Origin of the sequence: Candidimonas humi, from assembly GCF_019166065.1 — a bacterium.
GTDB classification, from domain to species: domain Bacteria; phylum Pseudomonadota; class Gammaproteobacteria; order Burkholderiales; family Burkholderiaceae_B; genus Candidimonas; species Candidimonas humi.
The window spans coordinates 442,086-462,734 of sequence record NZ_JAHTBN010000002.1; the positions used below are offsets into that span (position 1 = coordinate 442,086).

The 20,649-nt window shown below is 65.7% G+C and carries 17 protein-coding genes and 3 pseudogenes; 16 read left to right on the plus strand and 4 right to left on the minus strand.

Features of this window, described 5'->3' with window-relative positions; all coding sequences use genetic code 11:
- Positions 1-292: 292 nt before the first annotated feature.
- Positions 293-1,792, plus strand: a complete 1,500-nt coding sequence (locus tag KVP10_RS05450; protein ID WP_217963491.1) for an AMP nucleosidase — start codon at positions 293-295, stop codon at positions 1,790-1,792.
- Between the two features lie 79 nt (positions 1,793-1,871).
- Complete coding sequence (locus tag KVP10_RS05455) at positions 1,872-2,477, plus strand: nucleoside 2-deoxyribosyltransferase (protein ID WP_217963493.1); 606 nt, start codon at positions 1,872-1,874, stop codon at positions 2,475-2,477.
- A 72-nt stretch (positions 2,478-2,549) separates the two neighbouring features.
- Here KVP10_RS05455 and KVP10_RS05460 read toward each other — a convergent pair.
- Positions 2,550-2,826: pseudogene (locus KVP10_RS05460) on the minus strand (acetyl-CoA C-acyltransferase); the annotation flags it as partial.
- A 320-nt stretch (positions 2,827-3,146) separates the two neighbouring features.
- On the opposite strand from KVP10_RS05460, the gene urtA reads away from it, so the two are divergent.
- The 13 genes and pseudogenes from urtA to ureG all read left to right on the plus strand — a co-directional run bounded on the left by urtA (position 3,147) and on the right by ureG (position 15,595).
- The gene (gene urtA / locus KVP10_RS05465) at positions 3,147-4,403 is read left to right on the plus strand and encodes an urea ABC transporter substrate-binding protein (RefSeq protein ID WP_217963495.1); all 1,257 of its coding nucleotides are present in this window, start codon (positions 3,147-3,149) and stop codon (positions 4,401-4,403) included.
- 67 nt (positions 4,404-4,470) lie between these two features.
- Positions 4,471-6,147, plus strand: coding sequence for an urea ABC transporter permease subunit UrtB (gene urtB, locus KVP10_RS05470; RefSeq protein ID WP_217963801.1), 1,677 nt, complete (start codon positions 4,471-4,473; stop codon positions 6,145-6,147).
- Between the two features lie 151 nt (positions 6,148-6,298).
- Positions 6,299-7,387: pseudogene (gene urtC / locus KVP10_RS05475) on the plus strand (urea ABC transporter permease subunit UrtC); the annotation flags it as partial.
- Positions 7,388-7,548: 161 nt separating this feature from the next.
- Positions 7,549-8,337 carry an urea ABC transporter ATP-binding protein UrtD gene (gene urtD, locus KVP10_RS05480; protein WP_217963497.1) on the plus strand — a complete coding sequence of 263 codons (789 nt, stop codon included), beginning with the start codon at positions 7,549-7,551 and terminating at the stop codon, positions 8,335-8,337.
- A gap of 13 nt (positions 8,338-8,350) precedes the next feature.
- Entirely contained in the window at positions 8,351-9,049 is a 699-nt protein-coding gene (urtE, locus tag KVP10_RS05485; RefSeq protein WP_217963499.1) for an urea ABC transporter ATP-binding subunit UrtE, read from the plus strand.
- Positions 9,050-9,087: 38 nt separating this feature from the next.
- Complete coding sequence (locus KVP10_RS05490; protein ID WP_217963501.1) at positions 9,088-10,101, plus strand: HoxN/HupN/NixA family nickel/cobalt transporter; 1,014 nt, start codon at positions 9,088-9,090, stop codon at positions 10,099-10,101.
- On the plus strand, positions 10,076-10,951 hold the full coding sequence (locus KVP10_RS05495) for an urease accessory protein UreD (RefSeq protein ID WP_217963503.1): 876 nt from the start codon (positions 10,076-10,078) through the stop codon (positions 10,949-10,951). Before KVP10_RS05490 ends, KVP10_RS05495 begins: the two co-directional genes overlap by 26 nt.
- Before the next feature lie 77 nt (positions 10,952-11,028).
- On the plus strand, positions 11,029-11,331 hold the full coding sequence (locus KVP10_RS05500; protein ID WP_217963505.1) for an urease subunit gamma: 303 nt from the start codon (positions 11,029-11,031) through the stop codon (positions 11,329-11,331).
- Between the two features lie 42 nt (positions 11,332-11,373).
- Positions 11,374-11,676: pseudogene (locus tag KVP10_RS05505) on the plus strand (urease subunit beta); the annotation flags it as partial.
- Positions 11,677-11,753: 77 nt separating this feature from the next.
- Positions 11,754-13,454, plus strand: a complete 1,701-nt coding sequence (gene ureC / locus KVP10_RS05510) for an urease subunit alpha (protein ID WP_217963508.1) — start codon at positions 11,754-11,756, stop codon at positions 13,452-13,454.
- A gap of 44 nt (positions 13,455-13,498) precedes the next feature.
- The gene (ureE, locus tag KVP10_RS05515) at positions 13,499-14,149 is read left to right on the plus strand and encodes an urease accessory protein UreE (protein ID WP_217963509.1); all 651 of its coding nucleotides are present in this window, start codon (positions 13,499-13,501) and stop codon (positions 14,147-14,149) included.
- 32 nt (positions 14,150-14,181) lie between these two features.
- On the plus strand, positions 14,182-14,859 hold the full coding sequence (locus KVP10_RS05520; RefSeq protein WP_217963802.1) for an urease accessory protein UreF: 678 nt from the start codon (positions 14,182-14,184) through the stop codon (positions 14,857-14,859).
- A gap of 82 nt (positions 14,860-14,941) precedes the next feature.
- Positions 14,942-15,595, plus strand: a complete 654-nt coding sequence (gene ureG / locus KVP10_RS05525; protein WP_217963510.1) for an urease accessory protein UreG — start codon at positions 14,942-14,944, stop codon at positions 15,593-15,595.
- A 66-nt stretch (positions 15,596-15,661) separates the two neighbouring features.
- On the opposite strand, the gene KVP10_RS05530 is transcribed toward ureG, so the two are convergent.
- The 3 genes from KVP10_RS05530 to KVP10_RS05540 all read right to left on the minus strand — a co-directional run bounded on the left by KVP10_RS05530 (position 15,662) and on the right by KVP10_RS05540 (position 19,542).
- Positions 15,662-16,459: an SDR family NAD(P)-dependent oxidoreductase gene (locus KVP10_RS05530; protein WP_217963511.1), complete on the minus strand. Its 798-nt coding sequence runs from the start codon at positions 16,457-16,459 to the stop codon at positions 15,662-15,664.
- A gap of 163 nt (positions 16,460-16,622) precedes the next feature.
- Positions 16,623-18,512: a TRAP transporter large permease gene (locus KVP10_RS05535; RefSeq protein ID WP_217963512.1), complete on the minus strand. Its 1,890-nt coding sequence runs from the start codon at positions 18,510-18,512 to the stop codon at positions 16,623-16,625.
- A gap of 13 nt (positions 18,513-18,525) precedes the next feature.
- Positions 18,526-19,542, minus strand: a complete 1,017-nt coding sequence (locus KVP10_RS05540) for a TRAP transporter substrate-binding protein (RefSeq protein ID WP_217963513.1) — start codon at positions 19,540-19,542, stop codon at positions 18,526-18,528.
- 231 nt (positions 19,543-19,773) lie between these two features.
- Here KVP10_RS05540 and KVP10_RS05545 point away from each other — a divergent pair, with 231 nt between their 5' ends.
- Positions 19,774-20,583, plus strand: a complete 810-nt coding sequence (locus KVP10_RS05545) for an IclR family transcriptional regulator (protein ID WP_217963514.1) — start codon at positions 19,774-19,776, stop codon at positions 20,581-20,583.
- Positions 20,584-20,649: the final 66 nt, after the last annotated feature.

Genomic DNA, 20,649 nt, shown 5'->3' on the forward strand with positions numbered 1-20,649 from the left:
TGCCCCGCCCGGCGCGGTGCCACGTCGCGGGCCTACCTGGACGCGGCCCGCGCGCCCGCCCGCGGCAAAGGCGAAAGTCCGAAAGTGTAGCGCCTTTACCCTTCATTCTCCTTGCATGGTTCCGGCCGGTGCGGCCCGCATTCCCGTCACACATTTGCGGTAAAGTGATCGACACAGCCGGCGCGTCCGCGCCCGCCCATCCATGCAAGGGCGCCGGAGCGCAAGCAAACCGGCCGGCGCCCTCCGGCGGCCTGTGTTCCGTGCCGCGCCCCGCATCCTGAACCGACACTGCATGTACGACTCATTCAGCTACGACAGCCCGCCTCTGCTGCCCGAACTCATCCCCTTCGCCGGCTTCTCCGACGCCGCGCAGGCCGTGCAGCGCCTGGTGGAAATCTACCAGCGCAATACCGCATTCATCCGCAAGGCCTTCGACGACTACGTCGCCGGTCGCCTGCCTACGGGCCAGCGCGTGCGCGCCTACTACCCCGCCATACGCATCAAGGTGCGCACCTACCAGGGCGTGGACAGCCGGCTGTCGTACGGCCACGTGGTCGAGCCCGGCACCTACATGACCACCGTCACCCAGCCGGAGCTCTACGCCGACTATCTCAAGGAACAGATAGGCCTGCTGCTGCGCAACCACGGCGTGCCCGTGGAAATCGGCGAGTCCAGCATGCCCATCCCGCTGCATTTTTCCTTTACCGACGGCAAGTATGTCGAGGCCACATACAGCGACGCCCACGGCGACGCGCTGCGCGACCATTTCGATGTGCCCGACCTGGCCGTGACCGACGACGCCATCGTCAACGGCACCTGGCAGCCGCGGCCCGGCGAGCCCATGCCGCTGGCGCCCTTTACCGCGCCGCGCGTCGATTACTCGCTGCACCGATTGCAGCACTACACCGCCACCGCGCCGCAGCACTTCCAGAACTTCGTGCTGTTCACCAACTACCAGTTCTACGTCGACGCCTTCTGCCAGTGGGCGCGCGAGACCCTGGCCCAGGGCGAGGGCGGCTACCTGGCCCTGGTCGAGCCCGGCAATGTCGTGACGCCACGCGGCGCCGACGCCGAGCGCAGCGGCCAGGACCCGGCGCGCGTTCCGCAGATGCCTTCCTATCATCTGGTGCGCGAGAACCATTCCGGCATCACTCTCATCAACATCGGCGTGGGGCCGTCCAACGCCAAGACCATTACCGACCACGTCGCCGTGCTGCGTCCTTCGGCCTGGCTGATGCTGGGACATTGCGCGGGCCTGCGCACCACGCAGCGCCTGGGCGACTACGTGCTGGCCCACGGCTACGTGCGCGAAGACCATGTGCTGGACGCCGATCTGCCGACCTGGGTGCCGGTGCCGCCCCTGGCCGAGATCCAGGTCGCGCTGGAACAGGCCGTGGCCGAGATTGCGGGCCTGTCGGGCTGGGATCTCAAGCGCATCATGCGCACCGGCACGGTTGCCACCATCGACAACCGCAACTGGGAATTGCGCGACCACCACGAGCCCATCCAGCGCCTGTCGCAGTCGCGCGCCATCGCGCTGGACATGGAATCGGCGACCATCGCCGCCAACGGCTTCCGCTTCCGCGTGCCCTACGGCACGCTGCTGTGCGTGTCCGACAAGCCCCTGCATGGCGAGCTCAAGCTGCCCGGCATGGCCAGCGACTTCTACCGCACCCAGGTCGGCCAGCATCTGCATATCGGCATTCGCGCGCTCGAGCTGTTGCGCAATATGCCGCGCGAGCGCCTGCATTCGCGCAAGCTGCGCAGCTTCATAGAGACCGCCTTCAAATGACGGGGTCGAGCATTGGCTTCCGGCCCCGCGGTAGAGGCCACGCGGCGCCGGGGCGGCCGTGAAAGGGGATGGCACGACGATGATAGAGAAAGTCTCGGCGAGGAAGCAGGAGGTTGCAGCGAGGCAAGCGCGGGCCTCGGCGACGAAGGAAGAGGCTCCGGCCCCGAAGCCCAAGACCCTCTACCTGGCCGGCTACGACGTATTCCGCGCCGATGCGCTCGAATACGGCGAGCGCCTCAGGCAGGCCTGCCTGCGCCATGGTTTCGTAGGGCTGTATCCGCTGGATAACGCGGCGCCGCCGGAACTGTCGGGGCGCGCCCTGGCGCAATGGATCTGCGAGGCCAATATCGGCCTGCTGCGCAGGGCCGACATGGTGATGGCCAATCTCAACCCGTTTCGCGGCGCCGAGCCCGACTCGGGCACGGTGTTCGAGGTCGGCTACGCCGCGGCCCTGGGCAAGTCCGTATGGGTCTACACCGCCAGCGGCGCCAGCCTGATAGAGCAGGTCGCTACCGGCCGGGACGGCGCGCGCGCCGTCGACGCCCAGGGCTATACCGTCGAAGACTTCAGCCTGAGCTTGAACCTGATGATCGCCTGCAGCGCGCAGGTAGTGGTGGGCGACGCCGAGGACTGCCTGCGCCGCATGGCGGATGCGCAATCCAGCCTTTCTCCCACCTGGTCTTGAAGCCTGCCCGGGGAGCCGTTCAGGATCCGTCCGCCAGCCGCCATGGCTCTGTGCGACTGGCGCAGGCGGGCCTCAGACCGTCTCCAGGACCAGGGCGATACCCCGGCTGCCGCCGATGCACAGCGTGACGCCGCCGTGCCTGAGGCCATCCCTTTTCATGGAATGGAGCAGGCGCGTGACCAGGATCGCTCCCGTGGCGCCGATCGGGTAGCCGTGGGCGGATGGCTCCGCCTTCGACATTGACGACGTCCTCCGGCAGCCCGAGTTCGCGCATGACCGCGATCGAGATGGCCGCGAAAGCCTCGTTGATCTCGATGCGGTCGACATCGCCCGTCTTCCAGCCGCCGCGCGCGGCGCGCCGGCCGGCTGCATAGTCGAGGTGCGCACCATTCACCATTTCGAGGCATGCGCGCACCAATAATGTGCCGGATGCGTCCGGATCGATGCATTACATAGTGCGTGGCGGGCTGGCGCCGTCCCGCAGTGCCGGCCGTGCTGCGTATGCCGCGGCGCGGGGCGCAGGCCCGCCGCAGTACCTGGCATGCGTTTTGCTTTGTACCCCCATGCAGCCGGTACCGCGGCCTGGCAGTGGGCGCGGTGGCGCATCAAGAGGCTGTTCGGGCGGAATCGCGCCGGGCGTGTCCGGCATACATGGAAAGGATCCAGCAAATGAAACGCAGACTCATACTCAAACAACTGGCGGCCATGAGCATGATGGCCGTATCCGGCGGACTGCCCGAGGCCATGGCCGCCGAGGACACCATCAAGGTCGGCATCCTGCATTCGCTGTCGGGCACGATGGCTATTTCCGAAACGGTTCTCAAGAACCTCGCTTTGATGACCTTCGACGAGATCAACGCCCAAGGCGGCGTGATGGGCAAGAAGATCGTGCCGGTGGTCGTCGATCCGGCTTCCGACTGGCCCACCTACGCCACCAAGGCCCGCGAGCTGCTCAGCCAGGACAAGGTGGCGGTGATATTCGGCTGCTGGACCTCGGTGTCGCGCAAGTCGGTGCTGCCCGTCCTCAGGGAGTTGAACGGCTTGCTCTTCTATCCCGTGCAGTACGAAGGCGAGGAGCTCGAGCACAACGTGTTCTACACCGGGGCAGCCCCCAACCAGCAGGCCATTCCCGCCGTGGAATACCTGATGTCCAAGGACGGCGGCTCGGCCCGCCGCTGGGTGCTGCTGGGCACCGACTACGTGTACCCGCGCACCACCAACAAGATCCTGCGCGCCTTCCTGCACGCCAAGGGCGTAAAGGACAAGGATATCTACGAGGAATACACCCCCTTCGGCTTCTCCGACTACCAGACCATCGTCGCCAAGATCAAGGAATTCGCCACGGGCGGCAAGACCGCGGTGGTCTCGACCATCAACGGCGACTCGAACGTGCCCTTCTACAAGGAATTGGGCAACTCGGGCATCAAGGCGACCGATATTCCCGTGGTGGCCTTCTCGGTGGGCGAGGAAGAGCTACGCGGCGTGGACACCAAGCCGCTGGTCGGCCAATTGGCCGCCTGGAACTACTTCGAATCCCTCAGGAACCCGACCAACGCCGAGTTCGTGAAGAAGTGGAAGGCCTACGCCAAGGCCAAGAACCTGCCCAACTGGCAGACCACCGTCACCAACGACCCGATGGAAGCCACCTACATCGGCATCCACATGTGGAAGCAGGCCGTCGAACAGGCCAAGTCCACCGACGTCGACAAGGTGATCCCGGCCGTGGGTGGCCAGCGGTTCAAGGCGCCGGACGGCTACACCGTCGAAATGGACGAGACCAATCATCACCTGCACAAGCCCGTGTTCATCGGCGAAGTGCAGGCCGATGGCCAGTTCCAGGTCGTGTGGAAGAGCAAGGGTCTGATCCGCGCTCAACCCTGGAGCCCATACATCCCCGCGCCCAGCGGCGCAAAGCAGAAATCCTGAGCGGCAAAGGGTGGCCATGCATAACGCAGTTTTCCTGGTACGGATGCGTCAAGTATTGTGGAGCTCGATGCTGGGCGTGACGCTGGGCCTGGCCTCCCTTTCCGCCTGCGCCCAGGCGCCGGCGGCATCGAGCGGCGCCGCCCCTGGTGTCGCCACGCCGGGCGTCGCCACGCCGCAAACGCGGCCAGCCCAGGCCGGCGGCCTGGACGCATCCCTGCTGTCATTGCTCACCAGCGACAGCAGCGACGACAAGATCGCCGCGATAAACAAGCTGAGCCGCCTGTCTGATCCGCGCGCGGCCGAGCTGCTTGCAGCCCTGGCGAACAACAATGTCTACGCCACGCCGGACAATAAGCTCTACATCAGCGACGACAACGGCGCCACCGGCAAGGATCCGCTGACCGGCGCGAGCCGGCCCATGCCCGACGGCTCGGACACGCTGGTCATCAACAACCGGGTGCGCGGCGCCATCGACAATGCGCGGGCAATCGCCCAACTGCGCGCGCCGAAGGCGGCCGACAGGCTGGCCGCGGCCCAATTGCTGCAGCAGTCCGGCAATGAGGCGCTGCTGCCCATCGTGGATGAGGCCCTGCGCAAGGAAACCGACTCCGGCGTGCGCTCGGCCCTGAGCATCCTCCAGGCGCGCCTGCAGCTCTCGTCCAAGGATCCGGCCGTGCGCCGCGCCGCCGCGCGCACGCTGGGCGCAAGCGGCAACGCTGCGTTCCGGCCCATACTGCAGGCGCTGCTCCAGCGGCGTTCCGACGGCAGCTATGCCGAACCCGACGCCATGGTGCGCGCCGCCGCGGCCGCCGCGCTCGATCACATCGACCGGCACATGGAGATGCTCGGATGGGTCGGCAACATCTTCTACGGACTGAGCCTGGGCAGCGTGCTGCTCCTGGCCGCCCTGGGCCTGGCCATCACCTTCGGCCTGATGGGCGTCATCAACATGGCGCACGGCGAACTGCTCATGATCGGCGCCTACGCCACCTATGTCGTGCAAACCCTCTTCCAGCACTGGCTGCCGGGCTTGATGGACTGGTACGTGGTGGCCGCCCTGCCCGTGGCCTTCGTCGTCGCGGCCCTGGTGGGAATGGCGCTGGAACGCACGGTGATCCGCTGGCTGTACGGGCGGCCGCTGGAAACCTTGCTTGCCACCTGGGGCATCAGCCTCATCCTCATACAGGCCGTCCGCTCGATCTTCGGCGCGCAGAATGTCGAAGTCGCCAACCCGAGCTGGATGTCCGGCGGCTTGAACCTGATGGATGGCCTGACCATCACCTACAACCGCCTGGTCGTCGTCGCCTTCGCCCTGCTGGTGGTGTTCTTCGTCTGGCTGCTGCTCAATCACACGCGGCTGGGTCTGTTCGTGCGGGCCATCACGCAGAATCGCAGCATGGCCAGTTGCGTGGGCGTGCCTACCGGCCGCATCGACATGCTGGCTTTTGGCCTGGGGTCGGGCATCGCCGGCCTGGGCGGCGTGGCGCTGTCGCAGCTGGGCAACGTGGGGCCGGCCCTGGGCCAGAACTACATCGTCGACTCCTTCATGGTGGTGGTGCTGGGCGGCGTCGGCCAGTTGGCCGGCACCGTGGTCGGCGGCCTGGGCCTGGGCTGGGTCAACAAGTTCCTCGAACCATACTCCGGCGCCGTCATGGCCAAGATCGCCATCCTCGTTCTCGTCGTGCTGTTCATACAAAAGCGCCCGCAAGGCATCTTCGCCCCCAAGGGCCGGAGTTCAGAATGACCCCCACGCTCGTTGTACTCGCTGTCCACCTCGCGGCTTGCAAGCCGCTCGGATTCGCCAGGCATGGCACAGCCCGCAGGGACTGTGCCATGTCCGGGCTCATCCCCAAAGGGGGCTCCGGCCTTCTTCGGGCGGCCGGGCGGAGCTCGGAATGACCACCGCCGCCGCTCTCGCGCATCTGAACCGCCGGCGGCTGTTCCCGCCCGCGGCCTGGACCGCGCTCGCCATCGCCGTCCTCGTCATGGCCGCGCTGCCGGCGCTCAATCTGTTCTTCCCCGCCGGGCAGGCGCTGCACGTCTCGGACTACACCATCACGGTCTGCGGGCGCTTCATGTGCTATGCCATGGCCGCGCTGGCGCTGGACCTGGCCTGGGGCTATACCGGCATCCTGTCGCTGGGCCATGGCCTGTTCTTCGCCCTGGGAGGCTATGCCCAGGGCATGTACCTGATGCGCGCCATCGGCCGCGACGGCTCCTACCACAGCAATCTGCCGGACTTCATGGTGTTCCTGAACTGGAAGAGCTATCCCTGGTACTGGGCCTTCACCGACCATTTCCTCTACGCCATGCTGCTGGTGGTGCTGGTGCCGGGCGTGCTGGCCTTCGTATTCGGCTACTTCGCCTTCCGCTCGCGCATCAAGGGCGTGTACTTCTCCATCATCACGCAGGCGCTGACCTACGCCGCCATGCTGCTGTTCTTCCGCAATGAGACCGGCTTTGGCGGCAACAACGGCTTCACCGATTTCAAGCGCATCCTGGGTTTCGACATCACCCAGCCCGCCACGCGCGCGGCGCTCTTCTGGATCACGCTGATCATGCTGGTGCTGGCGCTCATCGTGGCCCGCCTGGTCACGCAGTCCAAGCTGGGGCGCGTACTGACCGGCGTGCGCGATGCCGAGAACCGGCTGCGCTTCCTGGGATATGAGCCGCTGGGCTTCAAGCTCTTCGTCTGGACGCTGTCGGCTGTCATGTGCGGCATCGCCGGTGCCCTGTACGTGCCGCAGATCGGCATCATCAACCCCAGCGAAATGTCCACGTCAAATTCCATCGAGATGGTGATCTGGGTGGCCACCGGCGGACGCGGCACGCTGATCGGCCCCATCATCGGCGCTGGCGTGATCAACGGCCTCAAGCTCTGGTTCACCAGCGCTTTCCCTGACTACTGGCTGTACGCGCTGGGCCTGGTGTTCGTGCTGGCCACGCTGTTCTTGCCGCAGGGCATCGTCGGCCTGGTACGCCAGGCCGGCGCACGCATCGGCCACAGGGGCGCCGGCAGCAAAGGCGTCGATGACAAACGCGTCGGCGACAAAAACATCGTCGGCAAAGACCTGCGCGGCAACAGCATGAACGAAGAGGGCATGAGCGCAGAAGGCCTGAGAGCGGAAGGCATGGGAGGTGCGCAATGAGCACGGGCGCGCGCCTGAGCACCGGGGGCCTGGACACTGTCCACGGCGTCATTCTCTACCTGGAAGACATCACCGTCAGCTTCGACGGCTTCAAGGCCCTGAACAATCTCACGCTGGACATAGACGTGGGCGAGCTGCGCTGCATCATCGGTCCCAACGGCGCCGGCAAGACGACCATGATGGACGTCATCACCGGCAAGACGCGCCCCGCCTCGGGCCGCGCCTTTTTCGGCCAGACCATGGATCTCACCTCGCTGTCCGAGGCTCAGATCGCCCACCAGGGCATAGGCCGGAAATTCCAGCGGCCCACGGTGTTCGAGAACCACTCCGTGTTCGAAAACCTCGAGCTCGCCATGAAGACCGACAAGCGCGTGTTGCCCACGCTCTTCTCGCGCCTTGGTGGCGAGCAGCTCGACCGCATCGCGCAGACGCTGGATCTCATCCGCCTGGGTGCGCTCGCCGGCACGCCCGCGGGGCTGCTCTCGCATGGCCAGAAACAATGGCTGGAGATCGGTATGCTGCTCATGCAGGAGCCCCGGCTGCTGCTGCTGGACGAGCCGGTGGCCGGCATGACCGATGCTGAAACCGAGCGCACCGGAGAACTGCTCAACGAATTGCGCGGCAAGCACTCACTGATGGTGGTCGAGCACGACATGGATTTCGTCGCGCAGATCGCGGGCCAAGGCAAGGTGACGGTGCTGCACGAGGGCTCGGTGCTGGCCGAAGGCTCCATGGCCGCGGTGCAGTCCGACCCGCGCGTGATCGAAGTCTACCTGGGCCGCTGAACGGAACGCGAACATGCTCGACGTCGAGAACATCAACCAATACTACGGCGGCAGCCACACGCTGCGCGGCATTTCGCTGTCGCTCGCGCGCGGCGAATGCCTGGCCTTGCTGGGCCGCAACGGCGTGGGCAAGACCACCCTGCTCAAGTGCCTGATGGGCGTGCTGCCGGTCGCGCGCGGCGGCGTCAGGCTGGACGGCATCGACATAACCAGGCTCGCTCCGCACCAGCGCGCCCGTCTGGGCATGGCCTACGTGCCCCAGGGCCGCGAAATCTTCGCGCGCCTGACGGTCGGGGAAAACATCGCCATGGGCATGGCGGCCAAGCCGGCCGCGCAGGCGCGGCGCATCAAGAAAGAGATCTTCGAGCTGTTCCCCGTGCTCGAGTCCATGCTGGGCCGCCGCGGCGGCGATCTGTCCGGCGGCCAGCAGCAGCAACTGGCGATCGCGCGGGCGCTGGTGGCCGAACCCAAGCTCATCATCCTGGACGAACCCACCGAAGGTATCCAGCCCTCCATCATCAAGGACATAGGCCGCGTGATCCACATGCTGCGCCAGCGCGGCGACATCGGCATTCTGCTGTGCGAGCAATATTTCGATTTCGCCAGGGAACTGGCGGATCAGTTCATCGTGCTGTCGCGCGGCGAAGTCGTGGCCCGCGGCGCGCAGGCCGACATGGGCAGCGAGGAGGTACGAAAATTTCTCTCGGTGTGATTCATTTCCCGCAACAAGGTTTCCGGCCCGCCCTGAACATGAAAAAGAAGATCGGAATACTCTATGCACTGCTGATTGCTTCGAACGCCGGCGCATGGCTGTGGGCATTCGCCGCGTTCCACCGCTACCCCCTGCTGATGGGCACGAGCCTGCTCGCCTGGTCGTTCGGCCTGCGCCACGCGGTGGATGCCGATCACATCGCCGCCATCGACAACGTGACGCGCAAGCTGATGCAGGCGGGCAAGCGCCCGCTCACCGTCGGGCTCATGTTCTCGCTCGGCCATTCGACAGTCGTCGTCCTGGCCTCCATCGGCATCGCGATCGCCGCCCTGGCGATGAAAAGCCACATGGATTCCTTCAAGAGCGTCGGCGGCGTCATCGGCACGTCGGTCTCGACGCTCTTTCTGTTCGCGATCGCGCTGGTGAACTTGTATGTCCTGAAAACGGTGATCGCCGCATTCCGGAACGTGCGGCGCGGGCTATCCTATGTCCAGGAAGACTTCGACATGCTGCTGGCGGGCGGGGGAGTTTTCGCGCGGATCTTCCGGCCGATGTTCGCGCTCGTCACGCGTAGCTGGCACATGTATTTCCTCGGTTTCCTCTTCGGCCTGGGCTTCGACACCGCGACCGAGGTCGGCCTGCTCGGCATCTCGGCCGCCGGCGCTGCCCAGGGCATGCCGATCTGGTCCATCCTCGTGTTTCCCGTGCTGTTCACCGCCGGCATGACCCTGATCGACACGACCGACAGCATCCTGATGCTGGGCGCTTACGGCTGGGCGTTCGCCAAGCCCGTCCGCAAGCTCTACTACAACATCACGATCACCTCGATCTCGGTCCTCGTCGCGTTCGTCGTCGGCGGCATCGAGGGACTCGGATTGCTCGCGGACCAACTGCGGCTTGCCGGGCCGTTCTGGAACGCCATCGGCGCCTTGAACAACAACTTCGGATTGATCGGCTATGCCATCGTCGGCGTATTCGTCGTGAGCTGGCTGTGCTCGGTATTGATCTATCGATGGAAACGGTTCGATGAACTGGAAATCGGATCAGGGTAGCGCCTGCGGCGCTGCGCATGCGTGCTGGCAGGCCCGGCTGCACATGGGGTTTGCCCGGCGGGGCGAACGCACAGTGCTGGCCGAACGCCGCCACGAAGGCCCGCTCACGGTGCAAAAGCCGCTCTACCCGGAAGGCGGCGGCATCTGCCACGTCGTGATCGTGCACCCGCCGGGCGGCCTGGCAGCGGGCGACCAGTTGCGCATCACGCTCGACGTCCAATCCGGCGCCCATGCCCTGCTCACCACGCCCGGCGCCACCAAATGGTACAAGGGCCTGCCCGAGCGGCCCGCAAGCCAGGCCATAGACATCACCGTCCGGCGCGATGCCCGGCTCGACTGGCTGCCGCAGGACAATATCTTCTTCAACGGCAGCCATGCGCGCCAGCGGTTCACCCTGCGCCTGGCCGCCGGCGCCACGGCGCTGGGCTGGGACGCCGCACTGCTGGGCCGCCGAGCCAGCGGCGAGTCCTGGAACGACGCCGGCCTGTGCACGCTGACCCGCATCATCGGGCCCGACGATCGGCCGCTCTGGGAAGAGCGCCAGGCTTTGCACAGCGCCAGCCCCATGCTCGAAGCCCCGCAAGGCCTGGACGGCCGGCCGGCCTACGGCACGCTCTGGGCCGCGGGTCCGGCCTGCACGCCCGAACTGGCGCAGTCGCTGGCCGAATCCCTGCCTTTCACCGACACGCTGCGCGCGGGAGCCACCGCCCTGCCCGGCGGCCTGCTGCTGGCGCGCGGCGTGGCCCGCGAACCCGAGCCTCTGCACAAACTCTTCAAACAGCTATGGCTGCGGCTGCGGCCGCTCGTCCACGGCGTGCCCGGCAGGGCGCTGCGCCTCTGGGCCACCTAAGGCCAGCGCGAGATGCTTCTTTCAACGTCGACAGGCCCAGCCCCCATTCATCGATTCGCCCACACGGTCGCCCCATCATGAAACTGACTCCGCGAGAAAAAGACAAGCTGCTGATCTTCACCGCCGCGCTTCTGGCCGAGCGCCGAAGGGCACGCGGCCTGAAGCTCAATCACCCCGAGGCCATTGCCTATATCAGCGCCGCGCTGATGGAAGGCGCGCGCGACGGCCGCACCGTGGCCGAGCTGATGGATTACGGCACCACGCTGCTCACGCGCGACGACGTCATGGACGGCGTGCCCGAAATGATTCCCGACGTACAGATCGAAGCCACCTTTCCCGACGGGACCAAGCTGGTCACCGTCCACCATCCCATCGCCTGAGATGGGACGTCCCTCACACCACATTCGCTGAAGGAACGCGCCATGATTCCCGGAGAAATCCTGCCGCAGGACGGCGAGATCGAACTGAATGCCGGCCGTGCCACGCGCACGGTCATCGTCGCCAACACCGGCGACCGCCCGGTGCAGGTGGGTTCGCACTACCACTTTCATGAAGTCAACGACGCACTGCAATTCGATCGCGCCGCCGCGCGCGGGTTTCGCCTGAACATCACGGCTGGAACCGCCGTGCGCTTCGAGCCCGGCCAGTCGCGTACGGTGGAGCTCGTCGAACTGGGCGGCGGACGCATCGTCTACGGTTTCGCCGGCAGAATCATGGGGCAGCTCGACCCGGCCGCCCCGCCGCTGCCCGAAAGCCGCGCGCCCGCCCCCGAGACGCAATCGCGTGGCGACAGGAGAACCTCATGAGCAAGATCGGACGCCGCGCCTACGCGGAAATGTTCGGCCCGACCACGGGCGACCGGGTGCGCCTGGCCGACACGGACCTGCTGATCGCGGTCGAACGCGACTACACCCTCTACGGCGAGGAAGTGAAATTCGGCGGTGGCAAGGTCATACGCGACGGCATGGGCCAGTCGCAGCACCTGGCAGCGCAAGTGGCCGACACCGTCATCACCAACGCGCTCATCCTCGACCATTGGGGCATCGTCAAGGCCGACATCGGCGTCAAGGACGGCCGCATCCAGCGCATCGGCAAAGCCGGCAATCCCGACATACAGCCGGGCGTGGACATCGTCATCGGCGCGGCCACCGAGGTCATCGCCGGCGAAGGCAGGATCGTGACCGCGGGCGGCATCGATTCGCACGTGCACTTCATCTGCCCGCAACTCATCGACGAAGCGCTTACCGCCGGCATCACCACGCTGCTGGGCGGCGGCACGGGCCCGGCCACCGGCACCAATGCCACCACCGTCACGCCCGGCCCCTGGCACATCGAGCAGATGCTCGCGGCGGTGGACGGCTGGCCCATCAATATCGGCCTGCTGGGCAAGGGCAATGCCAGCCGGCCCGGGCCGCTCGTCGAGCAGATCGAAGCCGGCGCCATTGGCCTGAAGCTGCACGAGGACTGGGGCTCGACGCCGGCAGCGATCGACTGCGCGCTGTCCGTCGCGGACCAGACCGACACACAGGTGGCCATCCACACCGATACGCTCAACGAAGGCGGCTTCATCGAAGCCACCGTTGCCGCCATCGCCGGCCGCACTATCCACACCTATCACACCGAAGGCGCGGGCGGCGGACACGCGCCCGACATCATCAAGATCGCGGGCCACGCCAATGTGCTGCCCTCGTCGACCAACCCCACGCGGCCCTACACAGTGAACACGGTGGACGAGCACCTGGACATGCTGATGGTGTGCCATCACCTGGATTCGGGCATCGCCGAGGACGTGGCCTTCGCCGAATCGCGCATTCGCCGCGAGACCATCGCGGCCGAGGACATCCTGCACGACCTGGGCGCAATCTCGATGATGTCGTCCGATTCGCAGGCCATGGGGCGCGTGGGCGAGACCATCATGCGCACTTGGCAGACGGCGCACAAGATGAAGGCGCAGCGCGGCCCGCTGCCGGGCGACGAACTGGCCGACAATATCCGGGCGCGGCGCTATATCGCCAAATACACCATCAACCCGGCCATCACGCACGGCATTGCGCACGAGGTGGGATCGGTAGAGCCCGGCAAATGGGCCGACCTGGTGCTGTGGGATCCGGCCTTCTTCGGCGTGAAGCCCGAGCTGGTGCTCAAGGGGGGGCAGATCACCATGGCGCTGATGGGCGACCCCAACGCATCGATTCCCACGCCGCAGCCGGTGCACTATCGCGAGATGTTCGGCGCGCGCGCCGGTGGATTGACGCGCAACTGCATTACCTTCGTATCGCAGGCGGCGTTCGATGCCGGTGTGGCGCAAAAGTACAGGCTGGCGCGCCGAGTGGTGCCTGTGCGCGGCATACGCGGCAAGGGCAAGAAAGACATGATCCACAACGGCTGGATGCCTCGGATCGAAGTGGACCCCGAGACCTACCAGGTGGTGGCCGATGGGCAGGTCCTGGCTTGCGAGCCGGCCAGGGTGCTGCCGATGGCGCAGCGGTATTTCCTGTTCTAGGGCTTGTTGACGCCGGCGTTTTCGTTTTTTTTAATACATAGATCATGCTTCGTATCGAGAAAATCCTGGAAGGCAGCGTGGCGCCGGCCTTGCGCAAGCGGGCTGCCTCGTTGACCCTGCCTTATGAAGACCGTTGCCGCAGCCGGTTGGCCGCGACGCTGGACGACGGACGCGAGACCGCGCTGTTCCTGCCGCGCGGAACGATCCTGCGGCACGGCGCCATGCTGGTGGCCACCGACGGCACGCTGGTGCGGGTGGCCGCGGCCTTGCAGCCGGTAATGCGGGTCATCTGCGCCGATCCGCTTTTGCTGATGCGGGCCGCCTACCATTTGGGCAACCGCCATACGCCCGTGCAGATCGAGGCCGACGCCCTGCAGCTCGAATGGGACCCGGTTCTGCGCGACATGCTTTTGAGGCTGGGCGTGCAGGTAGCCGAGGCCCAGGCTGCCTTCGATCCCGAGGCGGGCGCATACGGCGGCGGGCACAGGCATGGACACGACGCGACTTTTGCTGAAGATCATGCGCTGGCGCAGGAGGCATATGCGCATCGGCATGGACATGACCGCAGCCACGACCACGCCCACGCCCACGACCACGCCCACGGTCACTCCCATAGTCACTCCCATAGTCACTCCCATAGTCACTCCCATAGTCACGGCCATGACCATGGCCATCGGCACGGACACGAGCATTGATGGCATCCCGTCCCGACGCTTCCCTCGACAGCCTGGCCTTGCCAGATCTGGCTGCGCTGCTGCAACTGGCCTCGCCCGCCTTGCCCATCGGGGCCTTCAGCTATTCGCAAGCACTGGAAGCCGCGATCGAGACAGGCCTGGTCTCCGACGCTGACAGCGCCCGGTGCTGGATCGCCGCGGGGCTGGACCTGCTCGCCGGCGGCGAAGCAGTACTGCTGCTAAGGCTGTGCCGGGCCTGGAACGAAAGCGACATGGCCGCCGTACACCGCCACAACGACACCCTGCTGGCCTGGCGCGAGTCTTGCGAACTTCGCCTGGAAACCGAGCAGATGGGCGGGTCGCTCGCCCGACTGGCCCGGGAGCTGGAATGGGGCGAGCCGGATTTGCGTACCCAACTGGCCGGCATCAAGCCCATTGCGCTGCCGACTGCGTATGCCTATGCCGCCACGGCCTTGAGCATCGACGAACCCCACGCGCTGACCGCCTGGCTTTACGCCTGGCTGGAAAACCAGGTCTGCGCCGCGCTCAAGGCCATTCCTCTGGGCCAGGTGGCCGGGCAGCGCATCCTGTACGGCCTGCGCAATGCCGTGGCCCAAGCCGCCCGGCGCGCGCTCGATTGCATCGACGACGACATCCAGACCTTCGCCCCCATGCTGGGCATCCTGTCATCCCGGCACGAAACTCAATACTCGCGCCTTTTCCGCTCCTGATTCGATCGACAAACGGACGAATGGACAAGCGAACGAACGGGTAACCGAACGGCGCATCCCATCAACGAGGCATTCTCTCATCATGCAAGCACACACGCTCCTCTCTCCCACACCGCGCCCTTCGGGAAAGAACCCTCCCCTGCGCGTCGGCATCGGCGGCCCTGTCGGCTCGGGCAAGACCACGCTGCTCGAAATGCTGTGCAAGGCCATGCGCGACCGGTACGAACTGGTCGTCATTACCAACGACATCTACACCAAGGAAGACCAGCGCATTCTGACCGTCGCCGGCGCCCTGCCGCCCGAGCGCATCATGGGCGTGGAGACCGGCGGCTGTCCGCACACCGCCATCCGCGAAGACGCTTCCATCAACCTGCACGCGGTCGAGGTCATGCTGGAGAAATTCCCCGGCGCCGACATTGTCTTCATCGAATCCGGCGGCGACAACCTGGCCGCCACCTTCAGCCCCGAGCTGTCCGACCTCACCCTTTATGTGATCGACGTGGCCGGCGGCGAAAAGATCCCGCGCAAGGGCGGTCCCGGCATCACCAAGAGCGACTTGCTGATCATCAACAAGACCGACCTGGCTCCGCTGGTGGGCGCTTCGCTGCAGATCATGGAAGAAGACACTCGGCGCATGCGCGGCTCCCGTCCTTATGTCATGAGCGACATGAAGTCCAAGGCGGGGCTGGATCAAATCGTCAGGTTCATCGAAGCAAAGGGCTTGCTCACGGTCTGACGACATGGGTCATCTATTAGAGCATCGCGACGAGCTCCGCCGCGCAGGGCTGGCCTGTGAGCGCGTTCAGCGCGACGCCATGTGCACCCCGCCGTCCACCGGCAGGCATACCCCGGTGATGTAGGCGGCGTCGTCCGAGGCCAGGAATACCGCCGCGCGGGCGATGTCCCAGGCCGTGCCCATGTGGCCCATGGGGCACAGGGCGTTGCGCTGGGCGACCATTTCTTCTTTGCTGCCGTACTGTCCGGAGATGTCCTTGTAGATGAGCGGCGTGTCGATGTAGCCGGGCATGATGGCATTGACCCGTATGCCGCTGCCGGCATATTGCAGCGCCAGCCCCACCGTGAACTGGTTCAGGCCGCCCTTGCCGGCGTAGTAGGCGGGATAGGGGTAGCCGGTGTAGCGGATGGCGGCCAGGCTGGAAATATTGATGATGCAGCCGCTCTTGCGCTCGAGCATCGAGGGCAGCGCGTGCTTGCTGGTCAGAAAGGCGCTCTTCAGGTTGACCGCCAGCGCCAGGTCCCAGTCGGCCTCGCTCAGTTCGGTGACCGAGCCCATCTTCGCCATGCCCACGTTGTTGTGCAGGATGTCGATGCGCTGGTCGCCGGCCAGGGCCGCGGCCACCACTTCGGCGACCTGCGCGGAATCCGTCGCGTCGGCGGCCAGCGCCTCGCAGCGCCCGCCCTCGGCGCGGATGATGTCGCGGGTTTCTTCGGCCGCAGCCTTGTTCATGTCCACCGCCACCACGCGCGCTCCCTCGCGTGCATAGGCGACCGCGGCGGCCTTGCCGTTGCCCCAGCCTTCTCCGACGGAGCCGGCGCCGAAGACCAGGGCCACCCGGCCTTCCAGTCGTTTTTCGCTCATGATGCTGCCTTTCGATCCGGATTGTGTCCGCGATATGGGTATGTATAGGAAAAGAAAGGGCCGTGAGGCCCTTCCGGAAAAGAACGAATAGCGGGTGTCCGGGGCCGGAGATTCGTGCGGCGGATTTCCGCCCCGGCATACCGGGTATTGCGGGACGCCCGCGCTACTTCAGGAAGCCCGTGGACAGCCAGGGCACCGCCGCGACGATGATCAGGCCTACGCCGATGGAGCACAGGTAGCCGATGATGGGCTTGATGCCCTTGTCGGGCGTCACCCGGCCGATGGCGCAGGCCGCGTAGTAGCCCACGCCGAAGGGCGGCGCGAAAAGCCCTATGCCCATGGCCAGCACCGCCACCATGGCGTAGTGCACTTCGTTGACGCCGACTTCTTGTGCGATCGGGAACAGCAGCGGCCCGAGCAGCACGATGGCGGGAATGCCTTCGAGCACGCTGCCCAGGATCACGAAGGCGACGATGGACACGCACAGGAAAGTGGCGCCGCCGCCGGGCAGCGAGCCCATGAAATCGGCCAGGTCGCTGGAAAAGCCCGATTGCGTCAGGGCCCAGGCCATGCCGGTGGCCGCGCCTATGATCAGCAGGATGGCGCCCGACAGCGACGCGGTCTCGATCAGCATCGGGTAGAGGCGGCGCAGGTCGAAGCGCCGGTAGACCAGGATGCCGATCAGGCAGGAATAGACGATGCCTATGGTAGAGACTTCGGTGGCGGTGGCCACGCCTTCGACCACGGCGGTGCGGATCACGAAGGGCAGCGCCAGCGCCGGCAGCGCCACGATGAAGCCCTTGAAAATCTCGGACTTGCGGGCGCGCGGCACGTCGTCGAGGTTCTCGTGGCGGTTGCGCCACCAGACCACCAGGCACAGCATCACCCCGAGCACCGCGCCGGGCAGCAGGCCGCCGGTGAACAGGGCCGTGATCGACACGCTGGTGACCGAGCCTATGGTGATGAGCACCAGGCTGGGGGGGATGGTCTCGGTCTGCGCGCCCGCGGCCGACAGCAGAGCAATGAGCTCGCCCTCGTCGGCGCCGCGCTTTTTCATTTCGGGAAACAGCACCGGCGCAATGGCCGCCATGTCGGCCGCCTTGGCACCCGAGATTCCCGACACCAGGTACATGGCGCCGATCAGCACATAGGACAGGCCGCCGCGCACGTGGCCCAGCAGGCTGGCGAGAAACGCCACCATGCGCTGCGCCATGCCGGTCATTTCGATCAGCAGGCCCAGGAACACGAACAGCGGCACGGCCAGCAGGATCAGGTGCGACATGCCTTCGTTCATGCGGTTGACCAGTATGGACACCGGCACCGTGGTGCTGAGCGCCAGGTAGGCATAGGTGGCCAGGCCGAACGAGAACGCGATCGGCACGCCGGCGAACACGCCCAGCGCCACCAGCCCGACGAAGAAGATCAGCAGGTTGTAGTTGCCCAGGTCTTCGAAGGTGGGGGTGAGCAAATACAGCACCGCGCCGATCACGACGATCAGCAGCAGCGAGGCCGCCACCGGGCGCCAGTTGCCCGCCTTGTACAGGCGCAGCAGCGCGAAGGCGGCCATGAAGGCCAGCCCGACCGGCAGGGCGGCGGTGCGCCATGCCTGGCTGATGCCCATGGCCGGCGTGGTGATGACGGCTTCTTCGTGGGTGGCGTGCAGGCTGGGGCCCAGAGTCAGCAGCACGAAGGCCAGCGCCGCCGTGACGGCGAAGACTTCCAGGAAGGCGCGTGTGCGCGGCGAGGCCTTGCTGACCAGCGCGGTCATGCGCATATGTTCGCCGCGGCGGAACGCCACGGCCGCCCCGAGCATGGCCAGCCACAGGAACAGCAGGGAGGCCAGCTCGTCGGACCAGATGAGCGGGGTGTTGAGCACGTAGCGGGCGAAGATGCCCGAGAACAATATGACGACTTCCGCCAGCACCAGCAGGGCGACGGGAATTTCGATCAGATGCCCCAGGAACCTGTCGAGCCTGGCGACCCAGGGCGCCGCCCCGGCGTCGCCCAGCCCGCCGCCCGCAATGGCTTGCGGTTCGGACGCTTGCGACAGCATGACTTGGCCTGGATCAGGCCAGCGAGCCGACCGATTTTTCCAGGATGGCCCAGGCCGAGTCGCCGAACTTCTTCTTCCATTCGGAATAGAAGCCCGCCTGGCGCAGCGCATCGCGGATCGGCCCGCTTTGCGGCGTATTGAAGACCATGCCTTCGCTGGCGAGCTTCTTCTGCAGGTCCGCGTCGAGCGCGGCCACGTCGGCGCGTTCTTTGATGCCGGCCGCGTTGACATGCTTGGCGACGATGGCCTGGATGTCCTTGGGCAGGCGGTTCCAGGCCTTGCTGTTGCCCAGGAACCAGAAGCCGTCCCACATGTGGTTGGTCAGCGAGCAGTACTTTTGCACTTCGTACAGCTTGGCCGTCTGGATGATGGCCAGGGGGTTTTCCTGGGCGTCGACGACCTTGGTCTGCAGCGCCGAATACACTTCGTTGAAGTTGATGCTGGTGGGCGAGGCCTTCAGCGCCTTGAACATCGAGGTCCAGAGCGGGCTGACCGGAACGCGGATCTTGAGATCCTTGAAGGAGGCCGCGTTGTCGATGGGGTGGTTGCTGGTGGTGACCTGGCGGAAACCGTTGTCCCAGATGTTGTTCATGACCACCAGGCCGCTTTTCTCGATTTCGCCGCGGATGTAGGCGCCCAGGTCGCCGTCCATGGCCTTCCAGACGGTGTCGTAGTTGGGGAAGGCGAAGCCGATGCCGCTGATGGCCGCCGCGGGCACCAGCGTGGACAGGATCAGGCCGGACAGCGTGAAGAATTCCACCGCCCCGGAACGCAACTGGTTCAGGGTCTCGGTATCGGAACCCAGCTGGCTGCTGGGGAATATCTGCAGCTTGAAGCGGCCCTTGGTTTCTTCTTCGATCTGCTTGGACATTTCCTTGGCGCGCACGTTCATGGGGTGCGTCAGCGGCAGATTGTTCGCGTACTTGTAGCGGAAGGTGGTGGCGGCAAGCACGTTCTGCAGGGGCGCGGCGGCAATTGCGGCACCGGCGCCGGCAGAAGTGACGAGGAAGGAACGGCGGCTCAGCTTCATTGAAGTGTCTCCTTGGCCATTGAATGGCTTATTGATTGGATCGGGTTGCAGGTAACCAGGTTTTACACGAAAGCCCCTGGAATGTATATCGGCAACAGCGCTAAGGTCGGAATCAATTCTATCTTATGGAACCAAAAAAAACCAAGCACTTTTAAATTCGTTGACAAGCACTAGCTGTTACGTAGAATCGTGGCTTGGAGACGAAATACATCAGGCTTTTAGGTCCATATCATGGAACAAAATGAAGGCCCTGTAGTGCGCCAGCAGGCTTCCGGCACCCAGGCCATTCATCGCGCACTCACGGTGCTGCGCTGCATAGCGCGCAGCCGTAACGAGGGCATCGGGCTGTCGGCCCTGAGCAAGCAGGCCGGGCTGATCAAGTCGACCACGCATCGGCTCACTACTGCGCTGATCGCCGAAGGCCTGGTCGAGCAAGAGCCTGCCAGCCGCCGCTACTACCTGGGTTCGGCCTGCCACGCGCTGGGCCTGATCGCCGCCGACCGCTACGGCCTGCACAAGACTGCCGCGCGGCACGTGGCCAGGCTGGCGCACGAAACCGGCGACGCGGCCTTTTTTTCCGTGCGCCAGGACGTGCACGCCATATGCCTGCTGCGCATAGAAGGCGACTATCCCTTGAAATCGCATGCGCTGCTGGCCGGCGACCGCCATCCGCTGGGGGTGGGGGCGGGCAGCCTGGCCATGCTGGCGGCGCTGGACGACGCCCAGGTCGAACACTGCATACAAGAAAATCTCGAATACATCTCGGCCAACTATCCGCGCTACAACGCGGAAGTGCTGCATGGCCTGGTCCAGCGTACGCGCGACCGGGGGTATTCGGTGAATCCGGGCCTGGTGCTGTCGGGCTCGCTGGGAATAGGCATGGCGGTGCGCGGCGAGAACGGCGAAATCGTCGGCGCCCTGAGCATCGCCACGGTCGAGGGCCGGCTCGGGCCCGAGCGCGAGGCCGAACTGGCCCGGGCGCTCGAGCGCGAAGTCGGCAAGCTGCAAAAAAGCCTGCGCATGCAGGCGCTGTCGGGTTAGGTCTTGCAGGGCATGGCGTCCCGCCGCCGATCGGCGCGCGGCGCCGCCGGCCCCTACGGCAAGGCT

Coding starts and splice junctions, on each gene's coding strand:
- urtE (WP_217963499.1), top strand. CDS start 8,351: ATGCTCGACGTCGAGAACATCAACCAATACTACGGCGGCAGCCACACG.
- ureC (WP_217963508.1), top strand. CDS start 11,754: ATGAGCAAGATCGGACGCCGCGCCTACGCGGAAATGTTCGGCCCGACC.
- KVP10_RS05545 (WP_217963514.1), top strand. CDS start 19,774: ATGGAACAAAATGAAGGCCCTGTAGTGCGCCAGCAGGCTTCCGGCACC.
- urtA (WP_217963495.1), top strand. CDS start 3,147: ATGAAACGCAGACTCATACTCAAACAACTGGCGGCCATGAGCATGATG.
- urtB (WP_217963801.1), top strand. CDS start 4,471: ATGCTGGGCGTGACGCTGGGCCTGGCCTCCCTTTCCGCCTGCGCCCAG.
- KVP10_RS05490 (WP_217963501.1), top strand. CDS start 9,088: ATGAAAAAGAAGATCGGAATACTCTATGCACTGCTGATTGCTTCGAAC.
- KVP10_RS05500 (WP_217963505.1), top strand. CDS start 11,029: ATGAAACTGACTCCGCGAGAAAAAGACAAGCTGCTGATCTTCACCGCC.
- KVP10_RS05450 (WP_217963491.1), top strand. CDS start 293: ATGTACGACTCATTCAGCTACGACAGCCCGCCTCTGCTGCCCGAACTC.
- KVP10_RS05535 (WP_217963512.1), bottom strand. CDS start 18,512: ATGCTGTCGCAAGCGTCCGAACCGCAAGCCATTGCGGGCGGCGGGCTG.
- ureG (WP_217963510.1), top strand. CDS start 14,942: ATGCAAGCACACACGCTCCTCTCTCCCACACCGCGCCCTTCGGGAAAG.
- KVP10_RS05530 (WP_217963511.1), bottom strand. CDS start 16,459: ATGAGCGAAAAACGACTGGAAGGCCGGGTGGCCCTGGTCTTCGGCGCC.
- urtD (WP_217963497.1), top strand. CDS start 7,549: ATGAGCACGGGCGCGCGCCTGAGCACCGGGGGCCTGGACACTGTCCAC.
- KVP10_RS05455 (WP_217963493.1), top strand. CDS start 1,872: ATGATAGAGAAAGTCTCGGCGAGGAAGCAGGAGGTTGCAGCGAGGCAA.
- KVP10_RS05540 (WP_217963513.1), bottom strand. CDS start 19,542: ATGAAGCTGAGCCGCCGTTCCTTCCTCGTCACTTCTGCCGGCGCCGGT.
- KVP10_RS05495 (WP_217963503.1), top strand. CDS start 10,076: ATGAACTGGAAATCGGATCAGGGTAGCGCCTGCGGCGCTGCGCATGCG.
- ureE (WP_217963509.1), top strand. CDS start 13,499: ATGCTTCGTATCGAGAAAATCCTGGAAGGCAGCGTGGCGCCGGCCTTG.